The organism is Streptomyces sediminimaris, assembly GCF_047049295.1.
GTDB classification, from domain to species: domain Bacteria; phylum Actinomycetota; class Actinomycetes; order Streptomycetales; family Streptomycetaceae; genus Streptomyces; species Streptomyces sediminimaris.
In genome coordinates, this window is sequence record NZ_JBJWOT010000001.1 from 3,055,611 (window position 1) to 3,077,112 (window position 21,502).

At 69.9% G+C, this 21,502-nt stretch carries 14 protein-coding genes and 2 pseudogenes; 9 read left to right on the plus strand and 7 right to left on the minus strand.

Annotated elements, in window-relative coordinates; all coding sequences use genetic code 11:
- Positions 1-6 precede the first annotated feature (6 nt).
- Positions 7-1,065, minus strand: a complete 1,059-nt coding sequence (locus ACJ9NR_RS14190) for a methyltransferase domain-containing protein (protein ID WP_412487918.1) — start codon at positions 1,063-1,065, stop codon at positions 7-9.
- 144 nt (positions 1,066-1,209) lie between these two features.
- Here ACJ9NR_RS14190 and ACJ9NR_RS14195 point away from each other — a divergent pair, with 144 nt between their 5' ends.
- The 4 genes from ACJ9NR_RS14195 (at position 1,210) to ACJ9NR_RS14210 (ending at position 9,305) form a co-directional block, all read left to right on the plus strand.
- Positions 1,210-1,614: a globin gene (locus ACJ9NR_RS14195; RefSeq protein WP_412487919.1), complete on the plus strand. Its 405-nt coding sequence runs from the start codon at positions 1,210-1,212 to the stop codon at positions 1,612-1,614.
- 160 nt (positions 1,615-1,774) lie between these two features.
- Entirely contained in the window at positions 1,775-5,020 is a 3,246-nt protein-coding gene (locus ACJ9NR_RS14200) for an FtsX-like permease family protein (RefSeq protein WP_412487920.1), read from the plus strand.
- A gap of 87 nt (positions 5,021-5,107) precedes the next feature.
- Positions 5,108-7,822, plus strand: a complete 2,715-nt coding sequence (locus ACJ9NR_RS14205; protein ID WP_412487921.1) for an FtsX-like permease family protein — start codon at positions 5,108-5,110, stop codon at positions 7,820-7,822.
- A gap of 505 nt (positions 7,823-8,327) precedes the next feature.
- Positions 8,328-9,305, plus strand: a complete 978-nt coding sequence (locus ACJ9NR_RS14210; RefSeq protein WP_412487922.1) for an ABC transporter ATP-binding protein — start codon at positions 8,328-8,330, stop codon at positions 9,303-9,305.
- 126 nt (positions 9,306-9,431) lie between these two features.
- On the opposite strand, the gene ACJ9NR_RS14215 is transcribed toward ACJ9NR_RS14210, so the two are convergent.
- The 4 genes from ACJ9NR_RS14215 to ACJ9NR_RS14230 form a co-directional block, all read right to left on the minus strand.
- Positions 9,432-10,100 carry a DUF8185 domain-containing protein gene (locus ACJ9NR_RS14215; RefSeq protein WP_412487923.1) on the minus strand — a complete coding sequence of 223 codons (669 nt, stop codon included), beginning with the start codon at positions 10,098-10,100 and terminating at the stop codon, positions 9,432-9,434.
- Entirely contained in the window at positions 10,097-10,510 is a 414-nt protein-coding gene (locus ACJ9NR_RS14220) for an acyl-CoA thioesterase (protein WP_412487924.1), read from the minus strand. The genes ACJ9NR_RS14215 and ACJ9NR_RS14220 overlap by 4 nt, the downstream gene beginning before the upstream one ends.
- A 6-nt stretch (positions 10,511-10,516) precedes the next feature.
- Positions 10,517-12,181, minus strand: coding sequence for an energy-dependent translational throttle protein EttA (gene ettA / locus ACJ9NR_RS14225; RefSeq protein WP_412487925.1), 1,665 nt, complete (start codon positions 12,179-12,181; stop codon positions 10,517-10,519).
- A 286-nt stretch (positions 12,182-12,467) separates the two neighbouring features.
- Positions 12,468-13,223: a GntR family transcriptional regulator gene (locus tag ACJ9NR_RS14230; RefSeq protein WP_412487926.1), complete on the minus strand. Its 756-nt coding sequence runs from the start codon at positions 13,221-13,223 to the stop codon at positions 12,468-12,470.
- A 78-nt stretch (positions 13,224-13,301) separates the two neighbouring features.
- Here ACJ9NR_RS14230 and ACJ9NR_RS14235 point away from each other — a divergent pair, with 78 nt between their 5' ends.
- On the plus strand, positions 13,302-13,580 hold the full coding sequence (locus tag ACJ9NR_RS14235) for a hypothetical protein (protein ID WP_412487927.1): 279 nt from the start codon (positions 13,302-13,304) through the stop codon (positions 13,578-13,580).
- A gap of 592 nt (positions 13,581-14,172) precedes the next feature.
- Positions 14,173-14,487, plus strand: coding sequence for a hypothetical protein (locus ACJ9NR_RS14240; protein ID WP_412487928.1), 315 nt, complete (start codon positions 14,173-14,175; stop codon positions 14,485-14,487).
- A gap of 662 nt (positions 14,488-15,149) precedes the next feature.
- On the opposite strand, the gene ACJ9NR_RS14245 is transcribed toward ACJ9NR_RS14240, so the two are convergent.
- A complete protein-coding gene (locus ACJ9NR_RS14245) occupies positions 15,150-18,251 on the minus strand; it encodes an NACHT domain-containing protein (protein WP_412487929.1) in 3,102 nt (1,033 codons plus the stop codon).
- A 383-nt stretch (positions 18,252-18,634) separates the two neighbouring features.
- Positions 18,635-19,435, minus strand: a pseudogene (locus ACJ9NR_RS41710) (transposase); the annotation flags it as partial.
- On the opposite strand from ACJ9NR_RS41710, the pseudogene ACJ9NR_RS14255 reads away from it, so the two are divergent.
- The 3 genes and pseudogenes from ACJ9NR_RS14255 to ACJ9NR_RS14265 all read left to right on the plus strand — a co-directional run.
- A pseudogene (locus ACJ9NR_RS14255) lies at positions 19,421-19,753 on the plus strand (replication initiator); the annotation flags it as partial. The pseudogenes ACJ9NR_RS41710 and ACJ9NR_RS14255 overlap by 15 nt on opposite strands.
- Positions 19,750-19,947: a helix-turn-helix transcriptional regulator gene (locus ACJ9NR_RS14260; protein ID WP_412487930.1), complete on the plus strand. Its 198-nt coding sequence runs from the start codon at positions 19,750-19,752 to the stop codon at positions 19,945-19,947. The pseudogene ACJ9NR_RS14255 and the gene ACJ9NR_RS14260, both read left to right, overlap by 4 nt.
- Entirely contained in the window at positions 19,947-21,209 is a 1,263-nt protein-coding gene (locus ACJ9NR_RS14265; RefSeq protein WP_412487931.1) for a tyrosine-type recombinase/integrase, read from the plus strand. The genes ACJ9NR_RS14260 and ACJ9NR_RS14265 overlap by 1 nt, the downstream gene beginning before the upstream one ends.
- The last annotated feature ends 293 nt before the right edge of the window (positions 21,210-21,502 follow it).

Genomic DNA, 21,502 nt, shown 5'->3' on the forward strand with positions numbered 1-21,502 from the left:
CGCCCTTCAGGGCGCTGCCGAGCCGCCGGTCCGGCCTGGCAGGGGCCAGACGTTCGGGCCCTCCGGATCGTCCAGCCAGGCCCACTCCCGCTCGCCGCGGACCGTGACGCCGTAGCGCTCGCGCGGCGGTCGTTCCTCGCGCTCCCACAGGGTGAGGGCCTGCTGCGGGTCGAGGGCGCCACGGGTCAGGGAGAGCAGGAAGCGGAAGAGGTCGTGCTGCCCGGCCCGGCGCGGAATCCCGGCGAGGTCGGCCGGCTCCTCCTCGGGGCGGCCCGTGCCGCGCAGGGGCACGAAGTAGGCGGGCGTGTGCAGGAAGCGGCCCTCCGCACGGGCGGCGTCCCGGACCGTCAGGGCGAGCAGGCCGGTGGCGAACGGCGCCAGGATGCGGGCACCGGGGTTGCACTGGGCGAGCCAGGCACGCGGCAACGAGGTCAGCGCGCAGGTCACGATGATCCGGTCGAAGGGGGCGCGTTCGGGAACCCCGCGGGCGCCGTCGCCGGTGACGACGGCCGGGTGGTACCCGGCGGCCTCCAGGTGCCGCCCGGCCGCCTCGGTGATCTCCGGCTCCAGGTCGACGGTGGTGACCAGGTCGTCGTCGCCGAGCCGGTGCGCCAGCAGGGCCGCGTTGTAGCCGGTGCCCGCGCCGATCTCCAGCACCCGGTTGCCGTCCTCGACCCGCAGCTCGGCCAGCATCATCGCCATCAGCGACGGCTGGCTGCTGGAGGAGAGCAGCTCCCCGTCGCGCAGCCGGGTGGCGAGCGGGGCGTCCGCGTAGGCGCCGCGCACCCACTTCTCCCGGGTGCGCGGATCGGGGCTCTCGCCCCAGCGCCGCTCGTAGCCGCCGACGACGCCGACGTAGTAGTACGGCACGAAGAGATGGCGCGGGACCGCCGCGAAGGCCTCCCGCCACACCGGGTCGTCCTTCCAGGCCCCGCCCGCCTCGATCTCCCGCACGAGCTCCGCCCGCGCCGAGGCCGCGAGCACCTCGATGTCCTCGATGTCCTCGACGTCCTCGATGACCTCGATGTCCTCGCCGTCGCCTTCGCCGGGGGCGTGCGTACCCATACGTCCACTGTCCTGCGCGCCGGCGCCCGAGGCGAGCACCGCGACGAGCCGGTCCGGAATCCGGCCTCCCACCGCGGGGACCCACGCCTACCGCGGGGACCTACGCCTCAAGTCCTGCGTCCCGCGGTCTGAGAGCATGGACGGGTGAATGAGATTCGGCGCGGCACGCTTCAGGAGCAGACCTTCTACGAGCAGGTCGGCGGCGAGGAGACCTTCCGCCGCCTCGTCCACCGGTTCTACGAGGGCGTGGCACAGGACCCGGTCCTGCGGCCCATGTACCCCGAGGAGGACCTCGGCCCGGCCGAGGAGCGCCTGACGCTGTTCCTGATGCAGTACTGGGGCGGTCCGACGACCTACAGCGAGCGGCGCGGCCATCCGCGCCTGCGCATGCGCCACGTCCCCTTCACCGTGAACCGTGCGGCGCACGACGCCTGGCTCAGGCACATGCGGGACGCGGTCGACGAGCTGGGCCTGTCCGAGGAGCACGAGCAGCAGCTGTGGAAGTACCTCACCTACGCCGCCGCCTCGATGATCAACTCCCCGGGCTGACCGGTACCGCCCGGCCGGCATCACCCGACGTGCGGATTCCGGTCGTGTCACGCCGGAATCCGGTCACGATCCGGTCAAGTCCGCCGTACAAGCGCTTACCCGTGACCCGACCTCTCTGACAGCATCGCCCGAAGGTCTGGACAACCACGGGGGGTTGGGCGTGACGGCGTTCGGTGCGGTGGCACGGTTCGTCCTGTTACGTGCCCGTGCGCACCGTCTCCTGCTCGCCGCCGCACTGCTCACCGTCCTGCTCGGCACGGCCGTCCTGACCACGCTCACCGCCTACTCGGGCGCGATCGGCGACGCCGCCCTGCGTCGCTCCCTGCGCGACACGCGGAACGCCGCCGACTCCGCTCTGATCGTCAAGGCGGACGTGCCGGCCGGGGGCCGCGCCGCGGCCGGAAGCGCCGTACGGCAGGGTGCGCGGCGGACCTTCGACGGGCTGCCGGTGACCGTGCGGACCCTGGTGCGCTCGGGCCCCTACGGTCTGCCGCGCTCGCTGCGGCCGCCCGCCGAGCGGTCCGGGGAACCGGATCTGACGTATCTCGCGGCGCTGGACCCCACGCAGGTGCGCATCGTCGCGGGACGGGCGCCCCGGGACGGCTCCGCCGTCGAGGCCGCACTGCCCCGGACCGCCGCCCGGCGGCTCGGGCTGAAGCCCGGCGCCCGCCTCACCCTCACCGACCGGCTCGGCGGCCCGGCGGTGCGCGTCACGCTCACCGGCCTGTACCGGCCCACCCGGCCGGACGACCCCTACTGGCGGCTGGACGACCTCGGCGGCCGGGGCGTCCGGACGGTCGGCTTCACGACGTACGGCCCGCTGCTCGCCGCTCCCGGCGTCCTCAGCGGCGGCCGGGTGAGCGCCGGCCAGTCCGCGTGGCTGGCCACGGCCGACTTCTCGGCGCTGACGACCGGGCGGATCGGCGACCTGCGCGCGGCGGCCGTCGCGGGCGGCGCGGCGCTGCGCAGGCAGCCGGCGCTGAGGGGCACCACGGCCGTGAGCACCTCCCTGCCCGACGTCCTGGACCGGATCGAGCGCTCACTGCTCGTCTCCCGCTCCACCCTGCTGATCGTCGCCCTGCAACTGGTACTCCTCGCCGGCTGCGCGCTGCTGCTCGTGGCACGGCTGCTGAGCGCCGAACGCGCCGGTGAGGTACGGCTGCTGCGGGCCCGCGGCGCCTCCCGGGCGCGCGTCGCGGCGCTCGCCGCCCTGGAGGCGCTGTTCCTGGCGGTGCCCGCGGTGGTCTGCGCGCCCCTGCTGTCGGGACCCCTCACCCGGCTGCTGGCCGGGCACGGGGCGCCGGCCAGGATCGGGCTGCGGCTGGACGTGCCGGCCGGCGGGCGGCCAGGGGTGTGGCTGGTGGCGGTGTGCGTGGCACTGGGATGCGCGCTGGCGGTGACGCTGCCCGCGCTCACCGCGGAGGGGTTCGGGCCGGTGCGGGCCCGCGCCCTGCCCGCCCCGGTGCGCGCGGGCGCGGACCTGGGCCTGCTGGCGGTGGCAGCGGTGGCGTACTGGCAGCTCGGCAGGCAGACCTCGGGCGCGGTGAGCGCCCGCCGGTCCGGCACCCTCGGCGTCGACCCGCTGCTGGTCGCCGCGCCCGCCCTCGCGCTGCTCGCCGGCACGGTGGTGACCCTGCGGCTGCTGCCCCTGGTGGCACGGTCGGCCGAGCGCCGGGCTGCGGGCGGGCGGGGGCTGACCGCGGCGCTGGTGGGCTGGCGGCTGAGCCGCCGCCCGATGCGCGGGGCGGGCCCGGTGCTGCTGCTGGTCCTCGCCGTCGCGCTGGGCATGCTCGCGATCGGGCAGGGCGCCTCCTGGGACCGCTCGCAGGACGACCAGGCGGACTTCGCGGCGGGGGCGCCGGTACGCGTCCTCGCCGAGGGGGCGGACGGGCTCGGGCGCACGGAGCGGTACGCGGCCCTCCCCCACGTACGGCAGGCCGCCCCGGCCCTGCGGGCCGATCTGCCGCTGTCCGGCAGCCGTACGGCCACGCTGCTGGCCCTGGACACCGAGCACGCGTCGGACACGGTCCTGATGCGCCGGGACCTCACGCCCGAGCCCGTGGGGCCGCTGCTCGCGGCGCTCGGCGCGAAGGGACGGACGGCCGGGGCGAGGGTGCCCGCGCACACCACCCGGCTGCGGCTGACGGTGTCCTTGCGCAGCTCCGCGGGCCCGGGCACGACGGCGGACGTGACGGCCGCGGTGGAGGACGCGTACGGCACGCCGTACGACATACCGGCCGGTCAACTCCCCTCCGACGGGCGGGCGCACACCCTGCAGGTGCCCGTCTCCGGCGGGCCGCTGACCCTCACCGCGGTGCAGCTGGTGATGCCGCAGCCGGTCGGCCGTCCCGAGCGGCACCGGTTCCGGGTCACCGGTCTGACGGCGACGGACGCGGACGGCACCGCGCGGAAGGTCTCCCTGCCGGCCTCCTGGCAGGCGTCCGTGACCAGCGACGGGCAGCTCGCCTCCCCGGACGAGGCGACCAGGCCCGTCATGCTCGGCACGGGTCCGCCGGGGCCACCGGCCCTCGCCTACGGCACCGGGTACGTGCCGGGCGACGAGACCTGGGTCAGCGCGTCGCTCACGGTGCGGGTGCAGGTCCGCCGGCCCGATCCGCCCGCGGTCACGGCGGTGGCGACCGACCGGTTCCTCAGCTCGGCGGGAGCGCACACCGGGCAGCGGGTGGACGTGACGGTCGCCGGGCAGAGCGTGCCGGTGCGGATCGTGCGCTCGGTACGGGAGCTGCCGACCACCGGTGACGCGAGCGGGGGCGGCCTGCTGGTCGATCTGCGGTCCCTGAACCGTGTGCTGGCGGCCCGGCACGGGACCGGCGTCGGGCCCACGGAGTGGTGGCTGCGGACCGACCCCGGCGGGACGGCCCGCGTCGCGGCGGCGCTGCGCGCCCTGCCCGACCTCGATCCGGCGCAGGTCGTGGTGCGGGACGAGACGGCCGCGCGGCTGCGGGACGACCCGTTCGGGGCGGGCCCGGAAGCGGCGTTCGCGGCGGCGGCCGGGGTCGCGGCGGCACTGGCCGCGGTCGGTTTCGCGGTGAGCGCGGCGGGTTCGCTGCGGGAGCGGGAGGCGGAGCTGGCGGTGCTGCGGGCCCTGGGGGCCCCGCGCCGCCGGCTGGCCCGCATGATCGCCGTCGAGCAGGGCTCCCTGGTGACGCTCGGGCTGGTGGTGGGCGCGGCGCTGGGCACGGCGCTGGCCCGGGCGGTGGTCCCGCTGATCGTGCTGACCGCGCAGGCCACCCGCCCGGTGCCACGGGTACTGGTCGAACTCCCCGTGCCGCGCGTGGCCGTACTGCTGGCGGCGGTGGCCCTGGCCCCGCTGCTGGTGACGGCGGTGCCGGCGCTGCGGCGGGGAGACCCGGCGGTGTCGCTGCGGCAGCAGGGGGGTGAGTGAGGCGAACCGGTACGCAGAACCCGCGTCCGCACCCGCGTACGCGCCGCCCATGACGCCCGCCGACTCCGACGGCAGGGAGCGAGTGACATGAACCCGGTGCCGGCACCCTGGATCCGCACGCGGCTGCGTGCCGCGCCCGGTGCCGCCTGCGCGCTGGCGGTGCTCGTGGCGCTGACCGCCTGCCTCGCGGCCGCCTTCCCGCGGGCCGTCGACCGCTACGAGGACGCGGGTCTGCGCCGGGCCGTGGAGCGGGCGCGGCCCGCGAGCACCGTCCTGGACGTGTCCGCGGAGCAGCCCGGCCTGCTCCTGCCGCAGGAGCGGCGCGAGCAGGCGCTGCGCCCCGCCACGCTCGGCGGCCAGTACGCGCGGGTCCTCGCCGCCGTCCCGCGCCCGCTCGCCGCCGACCCCGGCCAGTCGACGTACGGGGTGCGCACCGCGAGCCCGCTGGCGGCACCCGATCCCTGGCTGCCGCGGCCGAGCGGAGTCCCGCCGCAACTCGTCCTCGCCGCCCAGCACGGGCTGGCCCGGCACGCGACGCTCCGCGCCGGGCGCCTGCCGCGCACCGAAGGCCGCGTCACCGCCGCGACCGCGCAGGTGGAGGCCGCCGTCACCGCGGAGACCGCCGAACACCTGCGCCTCAGGGTCGGTTCGGTCGTCCACGTGCCCGGCGTGGAACGCCCCCCGCTCGCCGTCCGGATCACCGGCGTCGTCGACCCGCGCGACCCCGCCGGCGCCTACTGGGGCACCGAGCCCGTCCTGCGCACCCCGAGCCTGGTCCTCACCCCGGGCTCGGGCGCGGACGGCGACAAGTACTGGCGCGCCGCCCTGCTGCTCGCCCCCGAGGCGGCCCCGGCGATGCTGGGCACGCCCGGACGCCCCTGGCGCTACTGGCATGTGGCGCCCTCGTCCACCCGTCTGCGGGCCCATGAGGTGGACCGCCTGACGTCGGCCGTCGCCTCCCTGGAGGGCGGCCCGGCCCAGGGCAGGATCCGTACGGCGACCGACCCGTCCACGACGGTGAGCACCGGCCTCGACGACGTGGTGAACGGGTACACGCAACTGCGCGCCGGCGTCCGCCCGCTCGTGGCCGTCGCCGCCTTCGGCACCGGGACCGTGGCGGCGGTGGTCCTGCTGCTGGCGGGCGGCCTCGCCGCCGACCGCCGCCGGAGCGAACTGGCCCTGCTGCGCGCCCGCGGCGCGTCCCTGCGGGGCCTCACCGCCCGCCTCTGCGCCGAGACGGCGGTTCTCGCGCTGCCCGCGGGAGCGCTGGGCCTGGGCGCGGCCCTGCTCGCGCTCCCCGGCGAGCGCGCCGGCCGCGCGGTCGCGGCGGCGGTGGCGGTGACGGCGGTCGCCTGCGCGGCCCTGCCGCTGCGGGCGGCGGCCGCACACCGGCGGGTCCGGCTGCACGGCGCCCGTGAGGACGTGGCGTCGGTACGTCCCTCCCGGCGCCGTACGGTCGCGGAACTCACCCTGGTCGCCGTGGCCCTGGCCGCGGTGGAGACCTTGCGCCGGCAGGGCACGTCGGACAACGGGCTGACCTCCCTGGCGCCGGTGCTGCTGGGCATGGCCGCGGCCCTGCTGCTGGTCCGCCTCCACCCCTTCCCGCTGCGCGGCCTGGCCCGCCCGGCGGCCCGCCTGCGCGGCGCGGTCGGCCATCTGTCCCTCGCCCGCGCGGGCCGCACCTCCACCTCCGCGGTCCTGCCCCTCCTGGCCCTGCTGACCGCCCTCACCACGGCGGCCTTCGGCGGCTCGGTGCTGGCGGGCGTCCACCGGGCCCGCGACCAGGCGGCGCTCCTGGCCGTCGGCGCCGACGCCCGCGTGGAGGCGGCGGTCCCGCTGCCGCCGGACCTGCCGGACCGGCTCCGCCGGGCACCCGGCGTGCGGGCCGTGACACCGGTGAGCATCACGTACCAGGCGAAGCCGGCCGACCTGACACGGTCGGTGCCGCTGGCGGGCGTGGACCCCGCGGAGTACGCCGAGTTGGCGCGCAGGACGCACCTCGGGCCGTTCGCCGCGGGTCAGTTGCGCAGACGGGCCGCGGACCGGGCCCTGCCGGCCCTCGCCTCGCCCGCCACCGCCAGGATCCACGGCACCCGGCCGTTCCCGGTGCGCCTGGGGGACGGTACGACCGTCACCGTCCGCGTCGCCGCCGTGCGCAACCGCACCCCCGCCGTCGTCGGCGACGACTTCCTGGTGGTGGACCGCTCCGGCCTGCACGGCCCGGCCGCCCGCCCGACGGCACTGCTGCTCACCGGCTCCCACCTCGACGGATCCGCCCTGCGCGGTTCGGCCCCGGCCTCGGCGGAGGTGGACCTGCGCTCCGAGGAGCGGGCCGGCTACGCCGGCTCCCCGCTCCAGTCGGGCGCCGAACACGTCTACACGGCAGCGGTGGCCGCCGGCGCCGGCTACGCCCTCCTGGCCCTCCTGCTCTCCCTCCTGCGCACCGCCCCCGAACGCACGGCCCTCCTGGCCCGGCTGCGCACCATGGGCCTGACCCGCCGTCAGGGCCGCCGTCTGCTGATCCTGGAGTCCCTGCCCCAGGCCGTCCTGGCGGCGGCGGGCGGGGCGCTGACGGGCTGGGCCACCATCCGCCTCCTGTCGCCGGGCATCGACCTGACGACGGTCGCCCTGGCCACGGCCCGGACCTCCACGCAGGACGCCGTCCTGCACACGGACCCCCTGTCCCTGGCCCTGCCGGCGACCGGGGTGCTCGTACTGACCGTGGGAGTCGCAGCGGTGCAGGCCTGGTGGACGGGCCGGCGGGGAGCGGTCGCGGAACTGAGGGCGGGGGACACCCGATGACCGCGTGCCCTGCCGGAGCCGTCGTCCCTTGTGCCGGGGAGGCTTCCTTCCCTGCAACTGCGGACGGTCGCGGCGCCGGGTCCGCCTTCCCTGCAACTGCGGACGGTCACGGCGCGGAAACGGCAGCCGTCTCCTGTGCCGGGGAGGCTTCCCTCACCGCCGGAGCCGCCGCCCCCTGCGCCGGGCCGACTTCCTTCACTGCCACCGCGGGCGGCCGCGGCGCGGGAGCGGCAGCCGTCCCCTGTGCCGGGCAGGCTTCCTTCCCCACCGGAGCCGCCATCCCTTGTGCCGGGCAGGCTTCCCTCACCGCCGGAGCCGCCGCCCCCTGCGCCGGGCCGACTTCCTTCACTGCCACCGCGGGCGGCCGCGGCGCGGGGACGGCAGCCGTGCCCAGGACCACGACACCCCACCGGCGCCGGGCCGAGCACCCCATCCTCCTGGTGACCACGGGCCGGATCCACCGTCGACGACCCACCGAGCAGGCGATCCCCGCGGGAGACCTCCGATGACCACAGTCAACACCACCCTGACGGACCTTGCCGCCCGTGCCCGCGCGTCCCGCGAGCGCCCCGCCTACGGCCACGACGCCCTGATCACCTGCGACCGTCTCGTCCGTGTCTTCACCACGGACGGCACGGAGGTGCAAGCCCTGCAAGGACTCGACCTCCTGGTCCGCGAGGGCGAGCTCATGGCCCTGGTGGGCGCGTCCGGCAGCGGCAAGTCCACCCTCATGAACATCCTCGCCGGCCTCGACACCCCCACCGCGGGTGCCGCCCGGGTGGCCGGCCGCGACCTCATGACCATGACCGCGAGGGACCGCCTCGCCTACCGCCGCACCACCGTCGGCTTCGTCTGGCAGCAGACCTCCCGCAACCTCCTCCCCTATCTCACGGCGGCCCAGAACATCGCGCTGCCGATGCAGCTCACCGGGAAGGGCTCGGGGCCGCGTTCCCGGAAGGCCCGCCGCGGGCAGACCGAACGCGCCCTGCACCTGCTGGAGCTGCTGGAGATCCCCGACTGCCGGGACCGCCGCCCCCACCAGATGTCCGGCGGCCAGCAGCAGCGCGCGGCCATCGCCGTGGCCCTCGCCAACGAGCCCGCCGTCCTCCTCGCGGACGAACCCACCGGCGAACTCGACTCCCACACCGCCGAGCAGGTCTTCGCCGCCTTCCGCACCGCCAACCAGCAGCTCGGCACCACGGTGGTGATCGTCACCCACGACCAGGCGGTGGCCCACGAGGTCCGCCGCACGGTGGCCATCCGCGACGGCCGCACCTCCACGGAGGTCCTGCGCCGCAGCGAGGTCGACGAGGCGACGGGCCGCGAGAGGGTGGTGGCGCGCGAGTACGCCATGCTCGACCGCGCGGGCCGCCTCCAGCTCCCCGCCGAGTACACGGAGACCCTGGGCATGCGTGACCGGGTTGCCCTGGAGCTGGAAGCGGACCACATAGCCGTACGGCCGGACGACGGCGACCACGGCTGAACGACCGGTCCGCGCCGCCAAGCCCTGGTCCGCGCCGCCAAGCCCCGGTCCGCGCCGACTGGCGGCAGGTCCCGCCGCGAAGGCCGGTCCGCGCCGACGTGCGGCCGGTCCGTGCCGCGAAAGGGCTCAGCGGACGCTGACGTCCAGCGCCCCGAGTCCCGCCCGACGCACGGCGACAGACCCGTAGGGCGTCCGCAACCGCAGCCACGCCCCCGACGAGAACAGGGCCACGGGCGCGCCGGGCCGGAGGAAGCCCAGCGACTGCGCCGCGTGCGCGGCCCGGACGGGAAGAGGCGTCTCCCCGACCGTCCGGGACCAGATCTCCCGTCCGATCCGGTCGAGTTCGGCCCGCGTGTGCTGCTCCGCCGTCAACTCCCCCGTACGGGACCGGAATTCCGCGACCGCCGAGCGGACCGCCGACCGCAGCGCGTCCGGCGCCGGCAGCCCGGACTCGGCACGCCAGCCGCCCCGCGGCGGCAGCACCCCGGCCCACGGCGGCCCGGTCACCGCACCCGGCACCTGCGCCGTGGCCGCCGACTCGTCGACGGACTCCAGGAGTTCACCGGCCGAGACGGTCACGTCCAGCGTGACGTCGAGCCCCTTCTCGTACGGCTTCGCGAGCCGCACCGCGCGGACCGCCAGCACCTCGAAGGACGGCGGCCGCCCGAAGACGGCGAGCGCGGTCCCGGCGGCCTGGAGGCGTACCGCGGCCGAACGGTCGTAGTGGATCAGCCGGGAGAGGAAGGCCGCGAGGTCCGCGCCCTCCCCCTCGTCGGCGAGGTGGAGCACCGTCATGCGGCGACGGCCTCCTCCTTGTCGTCGTCCCGGTACTCCTCGAGGAAGTCCCGTTCCTCCGCGGTGATCCGGCGCGGTCGCTGGGCCTCGAAGTCGAACGGCACGATCACCGTCGACGCGCGTACGTAGACCTCGTCGTCGTCCTTCACCTCATAGGCGATGGTGAAGGACGCCGCCCTGATCTGCGTGACCCATAGCTCGACGTCCACGGGCGCGTGCCGGTGGACGAGCTGCCGCTTGTAGTCGATCTCATGGCGCGCCACCACGGACCCCTGCTGGAAATCCTTGTCCGGGCGGAAGAGGAAGTCGATACGGGCTTCCTCCAGGTAGCGGAGGAAGACCACGTTGTTGACGTGGCCGTACGCGTCCATGTCCGCCCAGCGCAGCGGGCAGCGGTAGATGTGCCGCAAGACCGATCAGCCCCGCGTCAGCTTCTTGTAGGTGGCACGGTGCGGACGCGCCGCGTCCGGGCCGAGCCGCTCGATCTTGTTCTTCTCGTACGACTCGAAGTTGCCCTCGAACCAGAACCACTTGGAGTCACCCTCGTAGGCGAGGATGTGCGTGGCGACCCGGTCGAGGAACCACCGGTCGTGGGAGACGACCACGGCGCAGCCGGGGAACTCCAGCAGCGCGTTCTCCAGGCTGGAGAGGGTCTCGACGTCCAGGTCGTTGGTCGGCTCGTCGAGGAGCAGCAGGTTGCCGCCCTGCTTGAGGGTGAGCGCGAGGTTGAGGCGGTTGCGCTCGCCGCCGGAGAGCACGCCGGCGGGCTTCTGCTGGTCGGGGCCCTTGAAGCCGAAGGCGGAGACGTACGCCCGCGAGGGCATCTCCACCTGGCCGACGTTGATGTAGTCCAGCTCGTCGCTCACGACGGCCCAGAGCGTCTTCTTGGGGTCGATGTTCTCGCGGCTCTGGTCGACGTAGGAGATCTTGACGGTGTCGCCGACCTTGATGGAACCGGAGTCCGGCTCCTCGAGCCCCTGGATCATCTTGAAGAGGGTGGTCTTGCCGGCGCCGTTGGGCCCGATGACCCCGACGATGCCGTTGCGCGGCAGCGTGAAGCTCAGATCCTCGATGAGGACCTTGTCCCCGAACCCCTTGCTGAGGTTGTCGACCTCGACGACGACGTTGCCCAGGCGCGGGCCCGGCGGGATCTGGATCTCCTCGAAGTCCAGCTTCCGCATCTTGTCGGCCTCGGCCGCCATCTCCTCGTACCGGGCCAGCCTCGCCTTGGACTTGGCCTGCCGCCCCTTGGCGTTCGACCGCACCCACTCCAGCTCGTCCTTGAGACGCTTCTGCCGCTTGGCGTCCTTCTGCCCCTCGACCTTGAGGCGGGCGGCCTTGGTCTCCAGGTACTTGGAGTAGTTGCCCTCGTAACCGTGCAGGCGGCCGCGGTCGACCTCGCAGATCCAGCCGGCGACGTTGTCCAGGAAGTACCGGTCGTGGGTCACGGCCACGACGGTGCCCTCGTACTTGGCGAGGTGCTGCTCCAGCCAGTTCACCGACTCGGCGTCGAGATGGTTGGTGGGCTCGTCGAGGAGCAGCAGGTCAGGAGCTTCGAGCAGCAGCTTGCACAGCGCCACCCGGCGCTTCTCGCCGCCGGAGAGGTTGACGACCGGCCAGTCGCCGGGCGGGCAGCCGAGCGCGTCCATGGCCTGCTCGAGCTGGGCGTCGAGGTCCCACGCGTTGGCGTGGTCGAGCTCCTCCTGCAGCTTGCCCATCTCCTCGAGCAGCGCGTCGGAGTAGTCGGTGGCCATCTGCTCGGCGATCTCGTTGAACCGGTCGAGCTTGCCCTTGATCTCGGCGACGCCCTCCTGCACGTTCTCCAGGACGGTCTTCTCCTCGTTCAGCGGGGGCTCCTGGAGCAGGATGCCGACGCTGTAACCGGGAGACAGGAACGCGTCACCGTTGGACGGCTGCTCCAGCCCCGCCATGATCTTCAGCACGGTCGACTTACCGGCACCGTTCGGACCGACGACGCCGATCTTGGCACCCGGGAGGAAGTTCAGGGTGACGTCGTCGAGAATCACCTTGTCGCCGTGCGCCTTGCGCGCCTTGCGCATGGTGTAAATGAACTCAGCCAAGAGAAACCGTCCGGCAGCTTGAAATCTGGCAGTGGGCAGATACACCCCATCTTGCCGTACGGCCACCCCTGGGCGGAAACGCGTATGAGTGGGGGGCTCTGACCTGGGGGTTCGCCATCCGTACCGGCAGCTGATCTGTCACTACTTGTCGCCGCCAGTCGCCGCCGAGCGACCTCGCACGGCCCAGGGACGGCCCAGAGGTGATCACTCGACACCGCATTCCGTAAGGGCCGTGCCCCCACCCAGGTACCGGCAGCGCACCCGTCGGCCGAGGCAGGGTTGTGGGCTATCGATTGATGGGGATCTCGTAGACGATCTCGCTGTGAGCGGCGGGCACAACGATGTCCGCGGTCTCGACGGGCCGCCCCTGATCGCTGTAGTAGGTCCGCCGAATGTGGGTGACGAGAGCGGCCTTCTGAATGCCGAGGAGTGAGGCTTCCTCGGCGGTCGCCTGCCGCGGCTCGGGTTGCTCCACGGCGTGGCTGACGGTGATCCCGATGGCGGCCATGCGGTTGACGACGCCTGCCCCGGCGTGCGGGCCGCCCTCGGGAAGGACGACGAGGGTGCCGGCGGTGAGGTCGTAGGGCTCCCAGCTCGTGGACACCTGCACGGGCCTCCCGTCGGCCAGGAACTCGTACGAGGTCCGCACGCACAGATCGCCTTCGGCGATGCCCAGCCGAGCCGCGATGTCGGCGGGAGCGGGCACCTTCGCGTCGGTCCGGCTCTCCCAATCACCCTGCTTGCCGAGGGCCTTCATGTCCGCGCGGAACGGAGACCCCTGGGGCTGCTCGCGCGCCGAGGACCGGACGACCCGCACGCGCTGGCGGGGCTCGGCGACATAGGTACCCGAACCGGCTCGTCCCTCCAGCACACCCTGCGAGATCAGAAGTTCCTGCGCCCGGCGGACGACGTTCTCGCCCACGCCGCACTCCTGGCCGATCTGGGACCGCGAGGGAAGGCGGTCCCCCGGGTCCCACACATGCTCCGCGATCCGCCGCCGGAGTTCGTCGGCGACGCGGAGGTAAGGCGGCTGCTCAGGCATATAGAAAATCTAGTCCACTAGCTCTAATCTAGTTAACTAGCTTCACTGAAAGTGATCGCTGGTGACGGAGGCTGCCCTGTGCCCACTTCGGGAGTTAGCGCGGCGGCCATCGCCGCCCGGCTGTCCACCGTCGGCCTCTCCTCACGCGTGGAGGAGCACGCCGGGTTCACGTCGGTCGAAGCGGAGTTACCGGAATCGCTCTCTGCCGAGTCGTGGAGGGAGGTCCTGGAGGTGGTCGCCGAGGCCGACCGGTTCGGGCTCCACGCCACCAGCCTGAACGACCGCACGCTCTGGGCGGTCGTACGCAAAGCGGTCCCCGCGACGGGCGATGTCGGGGGACCGAACTATCAGCGATAGGAGCTGATTCAGCGTGCTCAACCGTATCCGCCGCGCCGCCTCCCTCACCAGGGCGCGGCCCGTCCCCAAGGGCAGGCACCGCCGCCGCTTAACCGCGGCACGGCCACGGACCATCCCCGCCTCCCCCACGCTCGATGACAGGCCGACGGTCGCTCTGGGGCTGGTCCGCTGCTGGACGAGTCACCACTACTCACTCAGAGGTGAGGACGTCGCACTCGTCCGCCCGTACATGCTGGCCTGGGAGAACCGCGTACGACAGCACACGGCGGATGCCGCGGCCCCCGATGCGCCGGCCAATACGGGGTCGATCCTCCTGGGGGTTGGCTGATGCCCCCTCAACAGCAGCCGTGCGTCCCAAGCGTCCCGCTTCCCCCCTACCGCTCAACCGCCTGCCACATCGGCACGCACCACGCCTGCGGGGAGTCCTCGCCGGCTTCGGCACCGGTAGACGTCCCAGTGATCTTTGAGGCGTGCGACTGCTCATGCCACTCGGCCCTCGGCCTCCCAACCCCCATAGAGCTGACGCGGTGACCGCCTGGGCCTCCGGCGATCCGTCGGCATCCGACATCGACTATCGAGAGCAGGCGCAAGCGTGACGGCACAGAACGAGCTGAGGCTTCTCCCGTGGGTGGGACCGGAGGGTAAGCCCTGCTACCTGAACACCGATGACCCGGACGGCTTCATGTCCCGCCTCGCGGACCACATCGAGTCAGTGCAGCTCGGCATGGCGTCCGAACTTCTGGAGCAGGCAACCGAGGTACTCGGCGACGAGGCGGCGAACGTGGAGGAGCTGAGCCTCCTCGCCGCGCAATTGGCCGGCGCGTTGCGGGACGTGTTGCGCGTGGCGACCAGTCGCGGTCACGGTCATGCGGCCGGTCTGGGCGCGGCTACAGAATCCGGCTTGTAACCCTGCAGCGCGGAAGCCCTGTCGCCGACCAGGCAGACGGAACCGAATACAGGGTGAGGCGACTCGCGAAAGGCCGGGGCGTCTCACCCTGTACGCCTTCTGATCCGTAGCTCTACAGAGATCGGTCATGTTGGCTGGCAGGCGGTGAGAACGGACACCAAGCAGGTTCCCACCACGGCGCCGCTCAGACCGTGGGTTGCCATGTGAGGCCATGCGCTTAGAAGGCGCCCAGTGCCTACCGATACACCCCTGCGCTGACCTGCTTAGACCCGCCCCTGAACCATGGGGTCTGCGGGACTTCGACACGCATTCGACAGACGATGGTGACGCACTTCGGTTTGACTATGGGTCATGAAGCTTGAACAGAAGTGCCGGTGGGCGGCGAACCATCATCGGGCCGGCACGGCCTCCGTACATGGCGAGTGCACCTGGGGGACACCGTGCCCAAACCCAGCAGCGTGGAGTGTGAGGGTCAGCGATGCCGGTGGCGAAAGCTGGTGGGCTGCCTCTGCAAAGCATGCGGCCTCATCAGCTGTGTTGTCCGCCAAATCCGGAACCGACTAGTCCACTGCTCCGGAGGCCCCTTGGTAGCTGGGTAACACAGCAGGTCATGGTCCCTGCATACGACAGATCAGGCGGGGCGAGTCCAGAAAACTGGCAACTCAGGCCGTGTCACGGATCCTGTCCAGCTTCTCCGCCCATTCCTTCTGTGACCACTCGTCCATTTTCTTCTCTAGCTTCTCATTATAAGGCACCCTGAGTTTAGTGTAGTGCGCGATGACTTGGGCAGCGCGAGCATCATCCCACACGAAGCTATTCCTCGACGGCTTGTTGGATTTTTGGATTAGGAAATCCTTCAAGTCGTCATCTACGGGAATGTTGGCACCAGAACTAGAAGAGGCGAGTGGCAGCTTCCAGATACACCACGCCGCGACTCTCTGAATTTCCTCATTGGAGGACGTACGCCAGGCCGAAAGGCAGCTGAGCAGTGCATTCTCGAGTTCGATGTCAGCCCAGGGAACCTGGTGCCCCATCCAGGCGAACGCCCAGTGGGCCATAAGCCTAACTCTCGGATTACCGTCTTCGCCTGCCAATGCTTTCAAGATCAGTGATTTGAATTCAGAATTGTCTGAGGCGGAAGGAAGTTTTTCCTTCGGTGCGACGTCAGGATTCCCCTCTACGTCGACCTCTGGGCGCTCCGTAAATTGAATCATAGAGTAGCAGCCAACCATCACGCAGGAGAGTCCTGTGACTACCTCTCGTTCGTTCGAGGAGCATAGAAGCGTACGAATTTCATTCGCTGGAGATTCCCCGGACATTACAGTAATATTGGCAAGTGAGGCGATAGCCCCCGCATAACTCATAACGTGCTCATCTTGTGCAGAATAGCCGTTCCAAGCAACGTCAGGGAGTTCAGGGGCAAAGCGCGACTGCTGCAGTTCTTCAATCACCCAAACGGCGCTTGGCCTTGCGTACTTAATTAGACAGTCGATAGCTCTACGCACTTGTCCCGGAGAAATCTGTACCTCATCAATGAGGCATTGAGCTAGGGTCTGGTAAGCGAGGGGCTCCCACCCTCTCCTTCTCCTGCCTTTATCGCTGACGGCGTCGGGCTTTTCCTGCAGGGCAAGGATCAACCGGTCGATCATTCGCTTGGCCCCACGACTGCCAGATAGAACAGTGGCGAGCGGAATGACTTCGGCCCATGATTCGTCCCCAATGTACGGAGACAGAACTTCGGCGTAGTCGTCAGTTTCATTTCGATTCGGGTTCCAGGACTCCACGCATGCTCGAGCTGCCAAGTATTCCTGAAAAGTCAGGTGTTTAAATTCGTATAGTGGCCGGAGGTGCCCGTCTTCCACAATGTGACCGCTTTGTACGAGCAAGCTGCTTCGATCTTCGACCCTTTCAATCAGCTCGGTAGCAGACATGCGAGCGTATCCAAGGACCTCGGGCATTTCTGTGCGGGACTTCTCAAATAGATCTTTCAGTCCCTTTGCGCTGATGCTCTGCTGTTTTGCAGTCATCATCGAGAATGCGGCATAAGCCAACTGTGGAATCGCCTCATCTTGGTCAATCGGTGTATGTCCTTCGGTGTTCCAGGTCATCAGGAGAACCTCGATGGCCTTGTCGTAGAGCACACTCCTCTTAGGCGGTAATTCCCCCAGCCAGCGCTGAACGAGTAGGAGTGTTGTCAGCAGAAGTGGATTAATCGCCAAATCACGAACCCGCGGCTGCCCAACGATGGACTGTGCAAGTTTATTGGCGGACTCGGTAGTTCCACCCACCACTTCATGGTGCCAGGCCCGGCACAGTGTGAAGATATCTTGAACCGAGAGATCCGAGATGCGAAAGAGTGAGCAGACCGACGACATCGCACCAGAAACGGCTCGAAATCCTGCTTCCCTACAAGTAACGATGACGCGAGCCGCGGGATAGGTGCCTATGAAGGTCCGCAATTGCGCGGCAAAAGCGGCACGATCGCCAGGTTCGCTAATCTCGTCTAGTCCATCGACGAGAAGAAGCACATTTCCTTGCTTCAGTGAATCTGACACTCGCCGAGTAAAAGCCTGCGTAAGTGCCGGCAACTCGGCGTGCCTTAGCAGGCCTTGGATGATCTCAGTAACAGGCTTTCTTACCTCGCTGCCCAGTTGACGACAACGGATGAACAAAGGGAACCATTCAGCTGCGGGAAGTTCATCTCCAACTTCATCTCGGCGCTCAGCAACGGCGTAAGCGACCGCTAGTCGTTTTAGCAAGGTTGTCTTACCAGCCCCCGGGGGCGCAAGAACGGCGACATGACGGTGCGAGTTCAAGACCTCGCTCACCGGGATACGTGTGGAGTTAGCCTTTACCGAGCCAACCGTACTGGCGCTTTCCGCCTCAGGCTTATCCGATTTTGGAATCGGAAACAGGTGGAGAGGTACGTAGATGGATTCTAGTCGAATCGTCTTCGCCCCCACCTCCTGGTCAGCCGGGAGCCCTTCGAGCGTGATTCCTCCACATTCACGTTCCAGGAAGGAGAAATAGGCAGATGCTGCTTGATATTGCTTCGGGGTGGCATCGGGCACGTCTACCGGAGCGACGTAATTGATTTCGGAAAATAGGTGCGTAGACTGAGCGTCAGAAGCGACGATGGAGGTGACGAGGTCATCGTCGAGACCATGACCATCCGCATGAACAAGAGTAAAAAACGAGTAGCGTCCGCCAACCTTAAAATAGAAGGCCCAGATCCAACCGATCTCGTGAATTAGCAACGAACAGCGGTCACCCATGACTGCGCGATCTGGGAGATCTGGGCAATTCGAGGCCACGACGGCCGCTTTTTCCGGACTCGCAATTACTCGTCCCCTGACGAGTTCGCTGACAATCTTTGGTGAGTCCAGAAGGATCATGCGGTTCCCCGCCTCCTCTTCCTGCTCTCGTGCCGACGCTGTAAATCCTCCAATTGATGCGAAATAAGGAACGACCTCTCGGTCGAGTGCTCGTGAAACTTCCACTTGAACAGCGCCGGCGAACTTGTTTACGTCGCTGCCGCCGGTTGCTCCCTTAGTCGCCTTGCACTCTGCTAGGAGCGTGCGCATTTCGGTGCGATGTTTTCCCTTGATATCAATTTCCCGGCCCGCTTTATGCACATTGAGATCAAAATCTTCGTACCCTAGTGCATGGAATAGGTCTTGCATTGCGCGCCCAAAGAGATCTCCCTTCTTGTTGTTGTCGGATTCCAGGATGGCCACTGTGATACGCCGGGGCGTGGTTGACATAGAGCCCTCCTGGGTCAGTACGACAGAAGCCTGTGCAAGTGTGCCGGAAGCGCGCGTCTGATGTGCGGAAATCTCTGTTTTCGTACAGGACGCGGAGGTCGGCGGAGCGGGTTTGGCCGGTGGCCTGCCCGGTCTGGGGTCGAGCATGATCAGGGGGCCGTACGGTGGTTGGCAACTCGGGCAGGCTTTGGACCTGCCCGCAATGTGCACGAGTGGCCCCCTGGTCTTGCTCGACGCGGGACCCGGACCGGGGAGGTGGCTAAAGCCGTGGAGCCGACCGGCCCCAGCCACAGAGGGTTTCTCCACCCTCGCCCGCATGCACGCAGCGCGCCGCCGGGCGCGGCCAGCCGGGGCGCAGACAGACATCCGATGCGGTTGATCAGTCAAGCGGTGCTGGGGAAGGCGGTCTGCTCGTCGTAGGGGATGCGGTGGGTGAGGCAGTGGTGCAGGCAGCCCAGTAGGCGGTTGAAGAGGTTGCGCTGGGCTGCGACGTGTCGGTCTTCGGCTTGGCGGCGGCGGTCGTAGTGGGCTCGTGCTCCGGGGGATGCGGTGAGGGCGGCGAAGGCCCAGATGTAGCCGGCTGAGGCGAGACGCTGGTTCTTGATGTGCCTGGCCAGGACGGTTGGTTTTGCGTCCGGAAGATCGGGTGATGGGGGCTGATCCGGCGTAGGCCTTCAGCGTGCGGGGGCTGGTGAAGCGGGTGTGGTCGTCGCCGAGTTCGGCCAGGACGCGGGCTCCGGTGAGGGCGCCGAGACCGGGGAAACTGGTGATGATCTCGGCGTCCTGGTGGGGGGCGAGGCTGTGGTAGTGGCTGCTTCCAGGTCGTCGGCGCTGGTGCAGGCCGCGTCGAACTGCCGTAGCAAAGCCAGGGTTTTGGTGCCCATGGCCTGCTCGATCACGGGTGGCTGTTGCATCTGGGGTTCGCGGAGCAGGGTGTGGAGTCGTTCGACCTCACCGGTAATCTCGCGCTGACGTCCGGCTTTCTTCAGGATCGCTCGCAGCTGGGCGGCCTGGGTCGGAGTGGGGGCCGCAGCGAGCAGGGTGCGGGTGACGGGTGAGGCGAGGCCTTCGCGGAAGTGGCGGAAGACGGTGAGGAAGCCGGGGAAGTACTCGCGCAGGTGAGAGCGCAGCCGGTTGCCGGTCTGGACACGGTCCCAGACGGCGTCCTGCTGTACCCGGACCAGCGCCTATGGGCCTGGGCTCACATGCTCGGCTTCCGCGGCCACTTCTCCTCCAAGTCTCGCCGCTACTCCACGACCCTTGGCGACCTCCGCCAGGCACGCGCCGACTACCGCGCCGCACAGGAACGCGGCGCCCTCGGCCTGGACAACGTCGAGCCGGACACCGTCCTCGTCCTGGCCGACTGGCAATACCCCGGCCACGGCCACACCCCCGGTGAATCTGCCCTCGCCAGCACCATCCACCGCGACCTCCAACTCAACCGGGAAACCGCACGCGAAGCGCTACGCGACCAACTCGCCCAGGAAGGAGCCGCAGCATGACCACAGCGCTTCCGAACCGGTTCCTGACCCCTGACGACCTGGTCGAGATGTTCGAGCTGCCCAGCGTAGAGACGGTCTACCAGTGGCGACGCAAGCGGACCGGCCCCCGCGGCTTCCGCGTCGGTCGGCATCTCCGCTTCGACCCGGAGGACGTACGCGCCTGGGTCAACTCCCAGATGAGGGAGGTTGCCTGATGGCCGGACACATCCAAGACCGCTGGTACAGGACCGAGACCGGCCCGGACGGCAAGACCCGCAAGGTCAAGACCGAGCGCTACGGCACAGGCATGCGCTACCGCGCCCGGTACGTCGGGCCGGACGGCACGGAGAAGTCCAAGAGCTTCCCCGACAAGCAGAAGCGCTTGGCCGACTCCTGGCTGACCAACATCGAAGCGGACATGGCTCGCGGGCAGTACATCGACCCGAAGGCGGCACGGACGACGTTCCGTGAGTACGCCGAACGCTGGCTCGGCGCCCTCACCACCGACCTCACTAGCCGGGCCGCCGTGGAGGGGCGGCTGCGGCTTCACGCCCTGCCATACCTCGGTACTCGGCCCATCGGGTCGTTCCAGCCGGAGCACATCCGTGAGTGGAGCCGTCAACTCGAAGACGCTCTCTCGTCCGCCCAGTACCGGCGCCTGATCTTCGACGCGGTCTCGTCCGTGCTGAACGCGGCCGTGGATGACCGTCTGCTGGCTTCGAACCCGTGCCGGGCGCGCTCGGTCAAGGCTCCTCGTCCGGCCCCGACACGCGTCCACCCGTGGACCGCTGAGCAGGTGTTCGGCGTGCGGGCGGGACTCCCCGAGCGATACCGGGCCACGGTCGACCTCGGCGCCGGATGCGGTCAGCGGCAGGGGGAGGTCTTTGGCCTGGCCGTCGACAACATCGGGGATCTCGGCTGGCTGTACGTCCGGCAGCAGGTGAAGAAGGTTCGCGGCACGCTCGTCTTCGCCCCACCCAAGCGCGGCAAGCTCCGTGACGTACCGCTCGATCCCGAGGTGTCGGCCGCCCTCCACGAGCACATGGCGCGTTTCCCGCCCGTCGAAGTGACCTTGCCCTGGCTGACCCCGTCCGGGCGGAAGGTGACGCACCGCCTCGTCTTCACGAGCGGCATCGGGGCCGCCATCTGGAGCCAGGGATTCAACGATCAGGCGTGGAAGCCCGCGCTGGCTTCCGCCAACATCATCCCGGTCCCTGAGAAGGGGCAGCGGTATGCCGCCGCCCGCGAACACGGGATGCACGCGCTCCGGCACTTCTACGCCTCGGTCCTCTTGGACGCCGGAGAGAGCATCAAGGCGCTGAGCCTCTACCTCGGTCACAGCGACCCAGGGTTCACGCTCCGCGTCTACACGCACCTCATGCCGTCCAGCGAGACCCGGACCCGGAAAGCCATCTCCGCGATGTACCGGACCGCCGGTCACGCTCATGACGGCCCAGAGACGGCCCAAGCCGCCTGACACGGCCCCTCATCGGCAGGAAAACCGCTGGTGAGGGGCTGTTTCGTGTCCTCTCGCGGTAAGTAACACCCCATCTTGCCTGACCGCCACCCTCCGGGGAAACCCATATGAGTGCACCCCGCTGACCTGGCGTTTCGTAGTTGACCGGGGTCCGGGACGGCACAAGGCCGGTTGTGAGTCGGTCTGGGCCAGGATTGGTCGGTGCGTCCGGATGGATCTCGCCTGAGGCGCGATCCGGTGAGGCGCGATCCGGCGTTCCCGGAGTGCGGCGATGCGCGGATGTCGAGAACGCG